This window comes from Xenorhabdus bakwenae (genome assembly GCF_030272115.1).
In the GTDB taxonomy this organism is placed as follows: domain Bacteria; phylum Pseudomonadota; class Gammaproteobacteria; order Enterobacterales; family Enterobacteriaceae; genus Xenorhabdus; species Xenorhabdus bakwenae.
Map to the genome: position 1 here is coordinate 604219 of NZ_CP119194.1, position 15718 is coordinate 619936.

General features: G+C 43.2%; 16 protein-coding genes and 1 pseudogene. 10 read left to right on the plus strand and 7 right to left on the minus strand.

Annotation, left to right across the window (positions count from 1 at the left end; translation table 11 throughout):
• Positions 1 to 10 precede the first annotated feature (10 nt).
• Both PXH59_RS03600 and PXH59_RS03605 read left to right on the plus strand, forming a co-directional pair.
• Positions 11 to 2230: a S9 family peptidase gene (locus PXH59_RS03600; protein ID WP_434223338.1), complete on the plus strand. Its 2220-nt coding sequence runs from the start codon at positions 11 to 13 to the stop codon at positions 2228 to 2230.
• A gap of 124 nt (positions 2231 to 2354) precedes the next feature.
• The gene (locus tag PXH59_RS03605) at positions 2355 to 4616 is read left to right on the plus strand and encodes a TonB-dependent receptor domain-containing protein (RefSeq protein WP_285810392.1); all 2262 of its coding nucleotides are present in this window, start codon (positions 2355 to 2357) and stop codon (positions 4614 to 4616) included.
• A gap of 73 nt (positions 4617 to 4689) precedes the next feature.
• Here the strand turns inward: PXH59_RS03605 and xseA are convergent, their stop codons facing one another.
• Positions 4690 to 6057: an exodeoxyribonuclease VII large subunit gene (gene xseA / locus PXH59_RS03610; RefSeq protein WP_285810394.1), complete on the minus strand. Its 1368-nt coding sequence runs from the start codon at positions 6055 to 6057 to the stop codon at positions 4690 to 4692.
• Between the two features lie 173 nt (positions 6058 to 6230).
• On the opposite strand from xseA, the gene guaB reads away from it, so the two are divergent.
• From guaB to PXH59_RS03625, 3 genes are all read left to right on the plus strand, one after another.
• Positions 6231 to 7697, plus strand: a complete 1467-nt coding sequence (gene guaB, locus PXH59_RS03615) for an IMP dehydrogenase (RefSeq protein ID WP_285810396.1) — start codon at positions 6231 to 6233, stop codon at positions 7695 to 7697.
• 78 nt (positions 7698 to 7775) lie between these two features.
• Positions 7776 to 9353, plus strand: a complete 1578-nt coding sequence (gene guaA, locus PXH59_RS03620) for a glutamine-hydrolyzing GMP synthase (protein ID WP_047767960.1) — start codon at positions 7776 to 7778, stop codon at positions 9351 to 9353.
• 224 nt (positions 9354 to 9577) lie between these two features.
• The gene (locus PXH59_RS03625) at positions 9578 to 10777 is read left to right on the plus strand and encodes a tyrosine-type recombinase/integrase (RefSeq protein ID WP_285810397.1); all 1200 of its coding nucleotides are present in this window, start codon (positions 9578 to 9580) and stop codon (positions 10775 to 10777) included.
• Here PXH59_RS03625 and PXH59_RS03630 read toward each other — a convergent pair.
• The 6 genes from PXH59_RS03630 to PXH59_RS03655 all read right to left on the minus strand — a co-directional run bounded on the left by PXH59_RS03630 (position 10737) and on the right by PXH59_RS03655 (position 12938).
• Positions 10737 to 10997 carry a helix-turn-helix transcriptional regulator gene (locus PXH59_RS03630; protein WP_285810398.1) on the minus strand — a complete coding sequence of 87 codons (261 nt, stop codon included), beginning with the start codon at positions 10995 to 10997 and terminating at the stop codon, positions 10737 to 10739. The two genes, PXH59_RS03625 and PXH59_RS03630, sit on opposite strands and share 41 nt — an antisense overlap.
• The gene (locus PXH59_RS03635; protein WP_285810399.1) at positions 10994 to 11167 is read right to left on the minus strand and encodes a hypothetical protein; all 174 of its coding nucleotides are present in this window, start codon (positions 11165 to 11167) and stop codon (positions 10994 to 10996) included. The genes PXH59_RS03630 and PXH59_RS03635 overlap by 4 nt, the downstream gene beginning before the upstream one ends.
• A 25-nt stretch (positions 11168 to 11192) precedes the next feature.
• Positions 11193 to 11411, minus strand: a complete 219-nt coding sequence (locus tag PXH59_RS03640; RefSeq protein ID WP_285810400.1) for a hypothetical protein — start codon at positions 11409 to 11411, stop codon at positions 11193 to 11195.
• Entirely contained in the window at positions 11408 to 11944 is a 537-nt protein-coding gene (locus tag PXH59_RS03645) for a phage N-6-adenine-methyltransferase (RefSeq protein WP_285810401.1), read from the minus strand. The genes PXH59_RS03640 and PXH59_RS03645 overlap by 4 nt, the downstream gene beginning before the upstream one ends.
• 208 nt (positions 11945 to 12152) lie before the next feature.
• Complete coding sequence (locus PXH59_RS03650; protein WP_285810402.1) at positions 12153 to 12575, minus strand: hypothetical protein; 423 nt, start codon at positions 12573 to 12575, stop codon at positions 12153 to 12155.
• Between the two features lie 168 nt (positions 12576 to 12743).
• Positions 12744 to 12938, minus strand: coding sequence for a morphogenetic protein (locus PXH59_RS03655; RefSeq protein WP_285810403.1), 195 nt, complete (start codon positions 12936 to 12938; stop codon positions 12744 to 12746).
• Between the two features lie 5 nt (positions 12939 to 12943).
• On the opposite strand from PXH59_RS03655, the pseudogene PXH59_RS03660 reads away from it, so the two are divergent.
• The 5 genes and pseudogenes from PXH59_RS03660 to PXH59_RS03680 form a co-directional block, all read left to right on the plus strand.
• Positions 12944 to 13294, plus strand: a pseudogene (locus tag PXH59_RS03660) (recombination protein NinG); the annotation flags it as partial.
• Positions 13291 to 13485, plus strand: a complete 195-nt coding sequence (locus tag PXH59_RS03665) for a hypothetical protein (RefSeq protein WP_285810404.1) — start codon at positions 13291 to 13293, stop codon at positions 13483 to 13485. The pseudogene PXH59_RS03660 and the gene PXH59_RS03665, both read left to right, overlap by 4 nt.
• Positions 13482 to 14066 (plus strand): hypothetical protein, encoded by a 585-nt coding sequence (locus PXH59_RS03670; protein ID WP_285810405.1) that lies wholly within the window; start codon positions 13482 to 13484, stop codon positions 14064 to 14066. The genes PXH59_RS03665 and PXH59_RS03670 overlap by 4 nt, the downstream gene beginning before the upstream one ends.
• Positions 14067 to 14870: 804 nt before the next feature.
• Entirely contained in the window at positions 14871 to 15194 is a 324-nt protein-coding gene (locus PXH59_RS03675) for a phage holin, lambda family (protein WP_434223339.1), read from the plus strand.
• Positions 15191 to 15586 (plus strand): structural protein, encoded by a 396-nt coding sequence (locus PXH59_RS03680; protein WP_285810406.1) that lies wholly within the window; start codon positions 15191 to 15193, stop codon positions 15584 to 15586. The genes PXH59_RS03675 and PXH59_RS03680 overlap by 4 nt, the downstream gene beginning before the upstream one ends.
• Positions 15587 to 15718 lie beyond the last annotated feature (132 nt).

Below are 15718 nucleotides of genomic sequence, written 5' to 3' on the forward strand. Positions count from 1 at the left end.
GATTGATGGCATGTCACAGCATAAGGCGGCGTTTTCATTAGATACGAAAAAGTCGAATAAAGAAAAGAAAGTTTGCAGTAAGGCAGTGCGTGGTAAAAGAGTAATGCTTAGCTTGTTACTCAGTGGTAGTTTATGGAATCACAGTTTTGCTACTACTGCAATGGAGGAAAACAGGGTGCTACCGATGGCCGCAAAACAGCCGCATAAAATGGAACTCCACGGGGATGTGCGGGTTGATAACTATTATTGGCTGCGCGATGACAGCCATCAGGATAAAAACGTCATTGATTACTTAAAGGCTGAGAATCAATACGCCGAGCAGATGCTGAAATCAGGTCAGGAATTGCGCGAAACTCTCTATAAAGAAATGGCTGATAGAATGAGCAAAGACGATCAGTCCGTTCCTTATACCTATAATGGGTATATTTATCGTACTGTTTACGAGGCAGGAAAAGATTTCCCGATCTATCAGCGCAAACCAGTCGATAATTCAACGGATTGGCAGGTCATGGTTGACGGCAATGAGCGGGCAAAAGGCCATAAGTTCTATCAACTGGGTGGCTTTGCGGTTTCATTGGATAACAAGCGCATCGCAGTGGCAGAGGATACCCAAGGGCGCCGTAACTACAAGATCTCATTTAAAAATTTCAGTAATACCGATTGGCAGAATAATGTCATAGAGAATACTTCTGGCAACATTGTGTGGGCAAATGATGGCGTGACGCTGTTTTATGTGCGCAGAGATCCACAAACGTTGCTGCCTTATCAGTTATTCCGCCACCAATATGGCACTGATAGCCAACAAGATAAAAAGATCTATCAAGAGGAAGATGAACGTTTCTATCTATCGATATCGGAGAGTACGTCACTTGATTATATTTTGATTTCGAGTACCAGTTACACGAGTTCAGAATATCGACTCATTGATGCTAACCACCCACAATCAGAGCCGCAGGTTTTTTCTGCTCGGCAAGTTGGGCATGAATATGATCTAGACCATTTCCGTGGGCAATTCTATATCCGCTCTAATCGTGAACATCTGTTGTTTGGCCTGTATCGGACAGATGCCATTAATAATCCCTGGGAAACCGTGATTGCCCCACAGGAAAATACCGATCTGGAAAATTTTGCCCTGTTCAACGAGGGGTTGGTTGTACAGGAACGGGCTAAAGGATTGCCGTCGATCCGCCAGATTGATTGGAAAACCCGGCAGGAAAAACGGGTTCAATTCGATGATCCGGCCTATATGGCATCATTGGGTTTTAACCCAGAACCCGATACCCATTTCTTGCGCTATAGCTATTCATCAATGACCACACCAAGTTCAGTATTCCAGTGGAATATGCAAACAGGTGAGCGTGAATTGTTGAAACAACAGGCAGTAAAAGGATTCAACAAAGAAAACTATGAAAGCCAGCGCATCTGGGTAAAAGCCCGTGATGGCGTGGACGTCCCTGTTTCTCTGGTATACCGCAAATCTTTGTTCAAAAAAGGCGAGAACCCGATCCTGATTTATGGGTATGGTTCTTACGGTATCAGCATGGATCCTTATTTTAGTTCTGCCTTGCTGAGTTTGTTGGATCGTGGCTTTGTCTATGCCTTGGTGCATGTCCGTGGTGGTGGTGATTTAGGCAAAAACTGGTACTTGCAGGGGAAACTCAAAAATAAGATAAACAGTTTCCACGATTTTACTGATGCGACCAAAACCTTGATTGCTGATGGGTATGGTCATCGCAAGCGCGTTTATGCGGAAGGGGGCAGCGCGGGCGGTTTATTAATGGGTACGGTTATTAATCAGGCACCAGAATTATACCGTGGTGTGATTGCAAAAGTGCCTTTTGTGGATATTTTGACAACCATGCTTGATCCCTCTATTCCATTGACCACGGGTGAATATGAAGAATGGGGTAATCCAAATAACAAAGAAGATTACTTCCGTATTAAGTCTTATAGCCCATATGACAATATTCAACATCAGCGTTACCCTCATTTATTGGTTACGACAGGTTTGCATGATTCTCAAGTACAATATTGGGAGCCGGCAAAATGGGTAGCAAAATTAAGAGAAATGAAACAAGGCGACAGTCTGTTATTGTTAGAGACTAATATGGATACGGGGCATGGTGGAAAGTCAGGGCGTTTTAATCGCCTGAATGATATTGCCTTTGATTATAGTTTCTTATTAATGTTAGATGACGCTAAAACCTATTTTCCAGAATTAGAAGATTAATAAAAATAACTAATTATCACTCAGGATACTGATAATTTTATCAGTGTCTTGGGTGTTTTATGACATAAATTTGTGAAGCAATGTGAGCGGAAATAAATATTCTTCAATTTAGGATAATAGATTAATGAAAACTGTGGCAAAAATAGCTGGAGCCAGCGCAATGCTGATTGGGCTTCAGGGTATCGCTTATGCTGAAAATGGCAATGACGAAAAAAAAGAGAAGGTCATACGATTCAGCAGCCTGAAAGTTTCAGGCTCTCAGGATAATCATCATTCTCCTCAGATTGAGTCCATGGAAAAACCAGGGGCTTATAGTTCTGTAGGGGAAGATCATAAATTAGAATCCGTAGATAGCGTATTGCGTAGCTTACCAGGCACTTATACCCAGATGGATGCGAGCCAGGGGCAAGGGGTTGTAAGTGTTAACATTCGTGGTTTAAGTGGCTTCGGTCGCGTTAATATGATGGTGGATGGTGTCAGCCAAACCTTCTACGGTACGGCGCCGAATGAATTTGCACATGGAGGCCAGCCTTATAATCAGTTTGGGGCTTTGATTGATCCCAATTTTATTGTTCGGGTTGACGTTGCCCGGGGGCAAGCTGATGATGCTGACTCCATTAATGCCTTAGTTGGCAGTGCTAATTTCCGTACCATTGGTATTGATGATGTGATATTAGAAGGCAATAATCTGGGCGTTCGTACTAAATGGACATATGGTAATAATGGTATCGGTCGAAGTGGCATGATGGCTATTGCAGGAAAAACCCAAGCATTTAGCTCAGAAGGTTCTTTAGGTGCACTATTTGCTGTTAGTGGGCACAATATTGAAGCGCATTATAGAAATGCGGATGGTATCAGTAGTGAAGAATTTGGTACCAGAAAAACATTTAAACAAAAACCAAATTCTCAATTGATGAAACTCAATATTAAACCCAATGACTTTCATGATCTGGAATTAAGCAGCCGTCTTTACCATAATAAATTTAATCAACGTCATATTGATAATTATGATTATTATTTAAAGTATCATTACACACCATTTAGTGAATTGATCGATGCCAAAATTTTGCTTAGTAAGGCAAATGGAGATCAACGTTTCCAGGGTAATACCTTAAGTGGCTTGGGTAAAAGTGAATCACATAATAAATCTCACGCTATTGATGTTAAAAATACGAGTAGATTTAATTATGCTGATACTGACTTTTCATTTACTCTTGGTAGTAAACTGATACGTACTACATATAATAAGAAAACAGGTATAGACTTGGCTGAAGGAAAAATATCTACAGAGAAAAATAATTCCTTTGCGCCAAGTGGCGAGCAAGATATTGCCAGTATTTATAGTAGGTTAAAAATAGAACGTGGTATTTATACCGCTGATCTGGGATTAAATTATCTGGATTATAGTATGAAAGGATTCAAACCCGCCTGTGACGAGCGTGTAGATTGTTTTCCACAAGGTGAGGCACAATTAAACCTAAAAGAGCGTGGATTTAATCCAAGTATCTTATTATCAGCAGAAATTATTCCTGAATTTCAACCTTTTGTAAGCTATACCCATTCAATGCGAGCACCAAATGCTCAGGAAGTTTTTCATTCCAATGACGGTGGTACTTCTATTAATCCATTCCTGAAAGGGGAGAATGCGGATACCTATCAAATCGGATTTAATAGCTACCACCCGAATTTAATTGTAGATGGAGATACTTTCCGTTTAAAAGCAACGTACTTCCATACCAAAATTAAACATTATATCAGTAGTGATCAGTATATGCTTTGTACTGAAAAGAAACTGTGTAAACTTGATGGAAAATTGACAGCCGAAGAAGAGGGTTCACTTAACCCGAATGTTAGTGCTTATATCTATACCAATAGCGTGAAACCAGTAACTATGAAAGGTTATGAGATTTCCGCTAATTATGATGCGGGTATGTTCTATAGTTTATTGGCATATAGCCAACAGAAAACACAGCAACCGACATCATTAGCGACACATTATATGGGCGCAAGCCCGGAATCACAATTACCAGAACGTTATTTGACATTAGATACCGGTGTTCGTTTCTTGGATGAAAAATTTCGGGTAGGAACTATTATAAAATATACAGGGCAATCTTATCATCAGAGTCCTGAAGATGAGCGGGATGATGATAATAAAATTGTAATGGAAGAATCGGATAAAATTCCAACAATTATTGATCTGTATAGTGATTATCAGATTAACAAAAATTTATTGATTAAATTCTCTGTGCAGAATCTGACAAATCGAAATTATTCTGATGCATTGAACCGTATGAACTCATCACCGATGATGGGGGAGCAAGATGCTAAAACCCAAACTGCCCGTGGCCGAACCTACGTCATGGGCGCAGAAATTCGCTTCTAATTTCTCTAATGGAAAATAACATTTAAATAGGCATATAACGATAGCGGTGAAAATTCACCGCTATCTCAGAAATCTATTTTAATTTCTTTCTTTTATTGACTTTTGTAACCTGCGTTACCTGACTCTCAACCCAGCCATCCTGCAACCGCGTTTTCAGCATATCGCCTGCTTTTACTTGTTTGACTTGCTTTAATAATTTTCCATCAGATACTTCGCTGATACTGTAACCGCGACTCAATGTTGCCAGTGGACTGACTGCTTCCATACGTGAACAAGAAACGGCAAATTTTTCCCGATAACGCCCTAATTGCCGTTCAATGGACTGTCTCAAACGAAAGTCAAGTTGCTGGATAAATGAGTTATAACGCTGAATTTCCCGCTCAGGATGGCGTTGCAACAATCGCTGGTTCAACTTCTCATATGAAATTGAGTTCTGTTTTAGACAACGTAAGACACTATCGGTCAGTTTTTGCCGTAACTCAGCTAAATGATTCTGCTGGCGCACCAATTGCAAATCAGGGCGTTGCTGCCGGAGGCGGTGCTGCAATACATTCACTCTCTGTTGTTTTTGGGCAAAGAAATAATCCATTGCCATTTCCAGACGTTGTTGCAGGGATTGTATTTGTCGTAATAACTCTGTCTGATTGCGGCTGACCAATTCTGCAGCCGCAGAAGGCGTTGGTGCCCGTAAGTCAGCGACAAAATCCGCAATGGTGACATCGGTTTCATGGCCGACTGCGCTGACAATGGGAATACGGCTTTGAAATATTGCCCGTGCCACGTGTTCATCATTGAAGCACCATAAATCTTCCAGTGACCCTCCGCCACGACCGACAATCAAAACATCACACTCGTGTCGCACATTTGCCAGTTCGATTGCCCGAATAATCTGTAATGGCGCTTCGGCTCCCTGAACGGCCGTGGGATAAATGACAATTGGCAAGACAGGATCACGGCGTTTCAGGATATGCAGAATATCATGCAGTGCTGCGCCACTGGTGGAAGTGATGACACCGAGTCGTTTGGCAGGAGAGGGGAGTAATTTTTTATGAATTTGATCAAACAAGCCTTCGGTGGAAAGCTTTTGTTTTAACATTTCAAACTGTTGTTGAAGCAAACCCTCTCCGGCAGGCTGGATACTTTCTACAATCAGCTGATAGTCACCCCTAGGCTCATACAAGGTGATTTGTGCCCGAACCAATACTTGCTGACCATTTTGTGGACGAAACGTTGCCCTCAAATTGTGACTGCGAAACATGGCAGCACGAACTTGTGCCCGTTCATCTTTTAACGTGAAGTACCAATGCCCTGACGATGGCTGAGAAAAATTGGATATTTCGGCGGATAGCCAAATTCTGCCCATTTCCAGCTCAAGTAACTGACGAACAGTTTGGTTTAAACGGCTGACGGAAAAAATTCCGGTATTGATTGGTAGTGACATGTGAGCTAGATCAAATTTTAAAACAATGACTTAATTGACTGATATTAATCCCATCATATTACGAATCAAGAATTTTTTTCAAAAAATGCTGGAGGCAACCGATTTCGGCCTGTATAATGCCGCGGCAATATTTTATCCCTCTTATTGCTCCATAGCCTGGTGAGATATTGCCCATGTTACGAATTAAAAAAGAAGCATTAACTTTTGACGATGTATTGTTGGTTCCTGCCCACTCAACAGTCTTGCCTAACACAGCAGATTTGTCCACTCAATTAACTTCCACTATTCGCCTGAACATCCCTATGCTTTCTGCCGCTATGGATACTGTGACGGAATCTTCACTGGCAATCGCACTGGCACAGGAAGGGGGCATCGGCTTCATTCATAAAAATATGTCAATCGAACGCCAGGCTGAAGAAGTCAGCCGCGTGAAGAAACATGAAAGCGGCGTAGTCACTGATCCTGTCACGGTCACGCCACAAACGACCCTGCGCGGAGTCCATGAACTGGCTAAACGTAATGGTTTTGCGGGTTACCCGGTGGTAACAGAACAAAACGAACTGGCGGGTATCATTACTGGTCGTGATGTGCGCTTTGTGACTGATTTGGATCAGCCTGTGACTGCGGTGATGACGCCTAAAGAACGTTTGGTGACGGTAAAAGAAGGCGAAGCCCGCGAAGTTGTTTTGCAGAAAATGCACGAAAAACGCGTGGAAAAAGCACTGGTTGTTGATGATAGCTTCCACCTGCTTGGCTTGATTACGGTGAAAGATTTCCAGAAAGCAGAACGTAAGCCAAACGCATGTAAAGATGAACAAGGTCGTCTGCGTGTTGGCGCTGCCGTGGGTGCAGGTTCTGGCAACGAAGAACGGGTTGATGCATTAGTTGCTGCGGGGGTCGATGTCCTGCTTATTGACTCCTCTCATGGCCATTCGGAAGGTGTGTTGCAGCGTATTCGTGAAACTCGCGCTAAGTATCCTGATTTGCAAATCATTGGGGGTAACGTAGCGACGGGTGAAGGTGCTAAGGCTCTGGTAGAAGCGGGTGTAAACGCAGTTAAAGTGGGTATTGGTCCGGGTTCTATTTGTACAACCCGTATCGTAACCGGTGTGGGGGTTCCTCAAATCACGGCTATTGCAGATGCGGTTGAAGCACTGGAAGATACGGGCATCCCTGTTATTGCCGACGGTGGTATCCGTTTCTCTGGTGATATTGCCAAGGCGATTGCGGCGGGGGCATCCTGTGTCATGGTTGGCTCTATGCTGGCAGGAACTGAAGAATCTCCGGGTGAAATCGAACTTTATCAGGGCCGTTCATTCAAATCTTACCGCGGCATGGGTTCTTTGGGCGCGATGTCTAAAGGGTCTTCTGATCGTTATTTTCAGACTGATAACGCCGCCGACAAACTGGTTCCTGAAGGTATTGAAGGTCGTGTGGCTTACAAGGGCCTGCTGAAAACCATCGTTCACCAGCAAATGGGCGGTTTGCGTTCTTGTATGGGGCTGACGGGTTGTGCCACGATTGATGAACTGAGAACTAAAGCCGAATTCGTTCGTATCAGTGGTGCGGGCATTCAGGAAAGCCACGTTCATGATGTGACGATCACCAAAGAATCACCAAACTATCGTTCAGGTCTGTAATTTATTGAGAGTGGCCCACCATTGGGTCACTGACTTTTTTATTTTTTAATTGCCACTTGTTTTGGGAATTCACCTCAAATGACGACTAATATCCATCAGCATCGCATTCTGATCCTTGATTTTGGTTCGCAATATACCCAGCTTATTGCCCGCCGCATTCGTGAACTTGGTGTTTATTGTGAACTTTGGACATGGAATGTCACTGAAGAACAAATCCGTGAGTTTAATCCGAATGGTATTATCCTTTCTGGTGGACCAGAAAGTACGACTGAGCACAATAGCCCACGTGCGCCGGAGTATGTTTTCAATGCAGGTATACCTGTGCTGGGTATCTGTTATGGTATGCAAACCATGTCCACACAATTGGGTGGTCAGGTTTCCAACTCTGATGAACGTGAATTTGGTTATGCGCAGGTTGAAATCAAGAATGATTGTGAACTATTCCGCGATATTCAAGATGCCCTGAGCGAAACAGGCAAACCGCTGCTGGATGTATGGATGAGTCATGGTGATAAAGTGACAGCGATCCCGGCTGATTTCACAACCATTGCCAGTACGGATACTTGCCCGTTTGCCATCATGGCCAACGAAGCGAAACGTTTTTACGGCGTACAGTTCCACCCAGAAGTGACTCATACTCATCAGGGTTTGAATATCCTGAAACGCTTCGTGCAGGATATTTGTCAATGTGAAGCGTTGTGGACGCCTGCCTCTATCATCGACGATATCGTAGAACGTCTGCGTGCGCAGATTGGGGATGACCATGTTATCCTGGCACTGTCTGGCGGCGTGGATTCTTCGGTGACTGCACTGTTGTTAAACCGTGCGATTGGTAAGCGCCTGACTTGCGTTTTCGTCGATAATGGCTTGCTGCGTTTGAACGAAGCGGATCAGGTGATGGCGATGTTTGCCGGTAAATTTGACCTGAACATCGTGCATGTTAAAGCGGAAGACCGCTTCTTATCTGCACTGGCAGGCATTGATGAACCAGAAGCTAAACGCAAAACCATTGGTCACGTATTTATTGATGTATTTGATGAAGAAGCATCGAAACAAACTCAGGTTAAGTGGCTGGCCCAGGGCACGATTTATCCGGATGTTATCGAATCAGCCGCATCTGCAACTGGCAACGCCCATGTGATCAAATCTCACCACAATGTCGGTGGTTTGCCAGAAGATATGAAACTGGGTCTGGTTGAACCGCTGAAAGAGTTGTTCAAAGACGAAGTGCGCCGTATCGGTCTGGAATTAGGCCTGCCATACGACATGTTGTATCGTCATCCATTCCCGGGACCGGGCCTTGGTGTTCGCGTATTGGGCGAAGTGAAGAAAGAATATTGTGACTTGCTGCGTCGCGCGGATGCGATCTTTATTGAAGAACTGCATAAAGCGGATTTATACAATAAAGTCAGCCAGGCATTTACCGTGTTCCTGCCGGTTCGTTCTGTTGGTGTTATGGGTGACGGTCGTAAATACGACTGGGTTGTGTCCCTGCGTGCGGTAGAAACCATTGACTTTATGACCGCGCATTGGGCGCATCTGCCCTATGACTTCTTGGGTCGTGTCTCGAACAGAATTATTAATGAAGTAGGTGGTATTTCGCGGGTAGTCTATGACATCAGCGGCAAGCCCCCCGCAACAATTGAGTGGGAATGATTTAAAGCTATCCCAAGCCTCACCAAATCATCATGATTTTCTAATTAACGCCCTGATTTCAGGGCTTTTTTGTTTCCATACCTCACCAAGTCACGCCATATAAGCAGGTAATTTTTGACGGTATTTTTGACGGTATTGTAAAATACTTTATAGTATCATGCTCAAAATACCGTCAGAGTTTTTCTTGAGAGTGACGGTATCAAATCAACAAGAATGGTGCCGCTATGCTGACAGATACAAAGATAAAAAACCTTAAACCAGTCGATAAATTATACAAAGTTTCTGACCGTGATGGACTGTATGTAGCCGTAACAAAGTCAGGCACAGTCTCATTTCGTTACGACTATCGCATTAATGGGCGACGAGAAACCGTTACGTTCGGCAAATATGGTGCTGACGGTATTACACTGGCAGAAGCGAGAAGAATGTTAGTTGACGCCAAAAAAATGATTTCTGGTGGTTTATCTCCGTCCACACAAAAGAGAACTGAAAAAAAATTATCTGATAAATCAAATACATTTTCCTTATACGCTGAACTCTATTTTGAGAATGTCAGACTAGCAGACAGCACCAGAAAGATGAAAGTGTCGGTACTGGAGAGAGAAATCCTGACGGTACTAGGACGGTATTTGATGACAGAAATAAATACCATTATGGTCAGAGATTTATGTGAAAAGATAAAGGCGAGAGGAGCTAGAGCTACGGCACTGCAAGCAAGGGAAATAATACAATCGGTATATAATTTTGCTATAGCTCGCGGAGAAACCTTCCAGAACCCAGCGGTGAATATCCGAGCATCTTCTATTGCGACCTTTGAGGAACGAACTCGGACGCTAACACAAAAAGAAATAGGGATATTTTTAAATGCCTTGAATGAGATAGGGGCTATGCAAAGTGTCAAAGCGGCAGTGTGCTTGGTTTTTCTGACTCTAGTAAGAAAAAGCGAGTTGATTAAAGCTAAGTGGAGTGAGGTTGATTTTTCTGATGGTATATGGACCATTCCAGAGGGAAGAATGAAAGCTCGCCGCCCGCATAATGTGTATTTGTCACAGCAAGCACTAGATCTGTTTATTGCATTGAAAACATTTTCAGGAGCATCGGAGTTTGTCTTGCCGTTACGCTATGAATTACGGCGGCACATGTCTAATGCTACTCTTAATAATGCAATAAATACAACCATAGCTCACATTAATAAGAAAGGGTATGAATTTGAGCATTTCACAGTACATGATATCCGTCGAACAGGCTCAACTTTACTGCATGAGCTAGGATTTAACACCGATTGGATTGAAAAATGCCTAGCTCATGAACAAAGCGGTGTGAGGGCTGTGTATAACAAGGCTGAATATTCTACACAGAGAGCAGATATGTTGCAGCAATGGGCTAACATGCTTGATTCTTGGAAGTCAGCATACCGTCTCTGAGCATGTTATAGGTGGTCTGTGTTGATGGTTGCAAACCGTGTTCTCTGGCTTGTGTTTTCACTGCAATCATCCATGTCTCTACTTCCGCCTCATCCCATACTACTTTTTTACACACTAAAGGAAATCGAGCCGGAAATAATCCGGCTTTTTCCAAACGATCCACTTGAGTCATTGATAACTTAGTTTTTTGAACCAGTTCTTTTTTGTCTAAAAAGTTCATTTCATCTCCTTCTGAATAACCCACACATAATACGCCAGCACTGATTTAGCGCTGAATCGCATATGGTTGAGTGGTTTAAATTGGGGTGTGTATTTATCGAGAATAGCGGTGACTGCGGTATCGTCGTATTTGGGTAGTTTTTCCAGTTCTTTGAGGCATTCCCTCGCCACTGTCCTCCTTGCGTTCTCGAATTCGCTAGTCATGGATATTGACTGTGACATCCTCCTTTTTTAAATATATTCCCTCAGCATCAAGAACGTTGATGATATGTGCCTTAAGAAAATCAGAGTCAGACTTATTTTCCTTGCGTAATTCCTCGACATAATCATCAAATCTATTTATATACTTGATAGTTCTTATCGCTACGTCAGCTTCATGCTGACTCATTGTGAAACTTGCTTTATTAGCTTTCATGCTATTTTCCTCAATTGTTCATTGCCGACATTAATCAAATAATCTCGATCAACGGTTGTTATTATTCTGCGTGGGTTAGTGAATGGTCGCCAAATTAGCAATAAACTACCTTTGTTATTTCCATTTGCTGGTTTTTGTGTTTCTGCGTTAACAAATGAAATCCTGCCACCCGTTATTAATCTGACCTCATCGGCAGTTTCCATTGCTAATTTAAACCAGCCTACAGATGTATCAGAGGGAACTAACATCACGACAGGTTGTAACTGTTTCTGACATTCGATAGCAGCTTTTTCTACCCACGGCTTAATATTCGAGTAGGGCGGATTTACCCATATTGCACCGTAACTCACCCAATCACATTCCAGTGCATTATCTCGTTCCATGAGATAATTTGTGCACAGGGTATTTTGAGCATCGGCGGCGGCATCTAAATAAAATCCGAATTCTAAGTCGAGTGCCAGAAATAACGAGAGTGGAGTTTGCCAAAAGTCTTTAAATTCCTTGGGTGTGTTACTGCCTCCGTAGTCACTCATCGTTTATATTCCTCGTTTTCCTCCTATTCTTCTCATAATCCTCCCCACACTCCCGGCTACAGAATGCACCGTGTACTGCTGGCTCCGTCTCACGCCATCGGCACATACCGTTGATGCTGGTTAATGCTGGTGGGCGGTTCTGGAGTGCATGAGATAACCTCAGCTCATTTAATTCATTCGCTGCATCGATAATATCCATGATGGTTCTCTATTTGTTGCGGTGAGGATATAGGTTTACTGCGAATACACTTTTTCCATCACCTATATCATGAATGCTTTTATAAACCTCGCCATCAGCTAAATTATATATAGCCACAGGTTTCATATTTTCATATTCAGCGAGTTTATCGCCTAACCTGCCATTACATGGCCTAAGTTCAAACGAACGATATAAAAATTCACGGCCTAATTTGGTTAATTTGTCCCTTTCTGTAATTAACCCCATTTTAATTAATATTGATTTCGTGGTTCCGCCATTACTATATCCCGCCATGGTTTTTAAACATCCTTGTTCAATTATAGCTCGATAATTTTCGTGCCCGTAATTAGTTCCTTTAAAATGTTCAGTAATATATTCATCGGTGATATTGCTAACTGATTCTCGCGCCAACTCAATTACATTATTGTTCATGATTATTCTCGCTCAATTCTTCTATTATATAAAAATTATCAGCGCCGCATTTTGGACACGTCTGAATAAATGCAAAATTTGGGAATTCAGGGTCTGGAACTCCAACCCGATCGTTTTCATAATGAATATGTTTACATTGACGTTTGGCGCATACTACTTTGTCATTTCTCATTCAATCCTCCGAAACTCAATTACCCAAACCCACGGACTAGCGTCCCAGCTATCAATGCCGTAGATGGATATCCAAAGCTCATCAAACACATCAATAGCCTGGCAGTTTATTTCTCCGGTCAGCCAGTCAGTCACCAGTCCATAACCTGAAACACCCTCAGCTATTGCATCCTCTTCGCTGATATCATGCAACAGCTCAAGCCGTAAATGCCTATATCAGAGAGCGAGACCGCGATTTACCGTGCGTTTCCTGTGGTACGTACACCTCTGCTCAGTGGGATGCAGGGCATTATCGGACAACGTCAGCAGCACCTCAACTGAGATTTAACGAGAACAACATCCATCGCCAGTGCATCGTCTGTAATCAGCATAAATCGGGGAATCTGGTTCCGTACAGGGTGGAGCTAATCCGGCGTATCGGTCTGGCAGCGGTTGACGCCATTGAATCCAACCATGACCGCCACCGATGGACGATTGAGGAATGCAAGGCTATCAGGGATGAATATAAGAAAAAGCTCAAGGAGTTAAAAGCACAGGAGGCGGCATGAATATTATCTTCGATGATTTTTATGAGGCTCTGGAGGATGCCAGACATAAAAAAGAAAAGTACGGCAAAGATTACAACATCATCCAGTTCAAAGACCGGGCTATTGTAGTTGGGGAAGTCCTGCCCGGCGTCAGGGTTATGTTTAGCACTGCCAATGATAGTTATCACACAGTATTGCCGGGGGTGAGATGAAAAAGGGAAGTTTTAGGGAATTAGCCTATTTTCGGTCTGAGAATCAACTTCGCCAGAAATGGTGCAAAGGAGTAGAAAAAATAACTCAATCCGATCGCACGTGGACGCGATATATGCTGATGCTATGGGGGGCCGCTAACCAGGGTGATGATTTGCCAAGTGGAAATATCAATGTCATTGGTCGCTTAATGGTGCGTGATAATTGGGATGATGGAACGACTGCCGCAATTAAACTGGTAATGACCAATTATGCGAAATTAGGCTACACCGGAAAAGAGTTATTAGAGAAAGTGAAAGAAGTCATTATGCTTAATAAATCAACACTCGGCGCACTTCGCCTCGCCAAAGAAAAAGATGACGCCGAATTTGTTGAAAAGTGTATGACTGAAATATTCACAATCGATAACCCAATTCGCGATGTAGTTATTAAACGATACAAGGACTGCAAAAGCTCGCAAAACATTTTAGAAGACCTTTCTCGGAAAACAGGCATTGATCTTGATTCAGCAAAAAGGCGAATCAGATGGGCGAATAAAGCTGCTGAGGATATGCTTTATTCCATTATGGCGGCAAGAAAGTAAAAATATTTTCTATATATAAATAAAAAAGGAGAAAATTATTTGACAAATACGCCTAAAAACTATATGTTTCATGTTATGCTCGGGCAGTAAAACCGAAAAGCAAATAAAGCCTCACTAATCACGTGGGGCTTTTCTATTTCTATCAGTTGTCAACTCAGTATTCACAGCTCGATCGGGGTCGATCAATACCTACATCACTTTTAAATCAATAGGTTATATTCAATATTAACCATTCCGATCAGCACCTCGAATGGGTATAGAGAGTATCCCATGAAAGATGAATTCGATGGCTTTATCCAACTCCTGCAAAAAATGCAGTAGTTCAAAATGCCGATACCGGAATTCCGGCATCGGAATTAATTCAAGTAGTTACTCCAAGGCTGCGCATGGCGTGGCCTTTTTAGTTTTTGGTCGCCAACTACCGAAGATTTTCAGGTAGTTCAAAATACCGCGAGTCAGGGATGTTTAGATGAATATTCCAATTTCTCGATATCGGAATTCCGATATCGGAGCTAATTCATACAGTTAAGGCTGGCGCTCCGGCGTGGCCTTTTTAGTTTTTGGTCGCCAACTACCGAGACAGTGTTGGGTGCGTTGCGGATTTACCTATTCCAGCCGACCGCAAACGCTCATATTGGCAGGATCACAATTTAACATCTGAAATTATGCAGGGTTATACCTGCTATCAGTACGCACTGCGTATCTACCGCCCTCAATTCTGAGGGCTGCATCTCCTATTAACTCAACTCACAGGGGTAACCATCGTTCACCCCACGGACGCCCATTGTTCAAATGGGGTGGAATATGAAGATGAAAGAAAACCCAGATTTATGGGCTGACATGTTAAATGGCCTGAAAAACTCATGGCCACAGATATCCGGCTCTGCTTTAGCTATCGTAATTTGTTACGGACGCCTGATTTACGACGGCGTGGAACGAAAGAACCGCTGGGTAGAGGCGCTGCTCTGTGGTGCTTTGTCATGGAGCGTATCCAGCGGGCTAGAGATGTTTGGCATTCCTATCAGTTTTGCACCCGCTATCGGTGGCGCTGTTGGATTTATTGGCGTTGAGAAAATACGCGAGTTTGCTGTTCGTGCCATCAATAAACGGTTGGGAGACAAACAGTGAACAGAGGCATTCGTAATAACAATCCTGGCAATATCCGCCACGGGGATAACTGGCAGGGTCTGCGCAAGACTCAGACTGATAACGCGTTCTGCCAGTTTATCGCGCCGGAATGGGGTATACGGGCGATGCTCAAAATCCTGCGTACTTACGAGCGCAAATATGGTGACAGGACTATCCGCCAGTTTATATCCCGTTGGGCACCAGAGACAGAAAACGATACTGAGGCCTACATTGCCTATGTGAGTCGTTCAGTCGGTATCGATAGTCGTGCAGGGATTGACGTTAACAATAAATCCATCATGACAGCACTGGTCAAGGCGATGATACAGATGGAGAACGGCAAGCAACCTTATTCCGATGATGTATTTGAAAAAGCCTACAGCTTAATCTGAATTCCATAGCCTCGCATTTGCGGGGCTTCTTTTTATCTGCGTACTGACGTGCGCGAAACCCAATCATGAGCTTATAGAAATAGAGCCTGAGAATTATCGCCAGGTGGCGACCTCTCATGGGCGATATTTCTA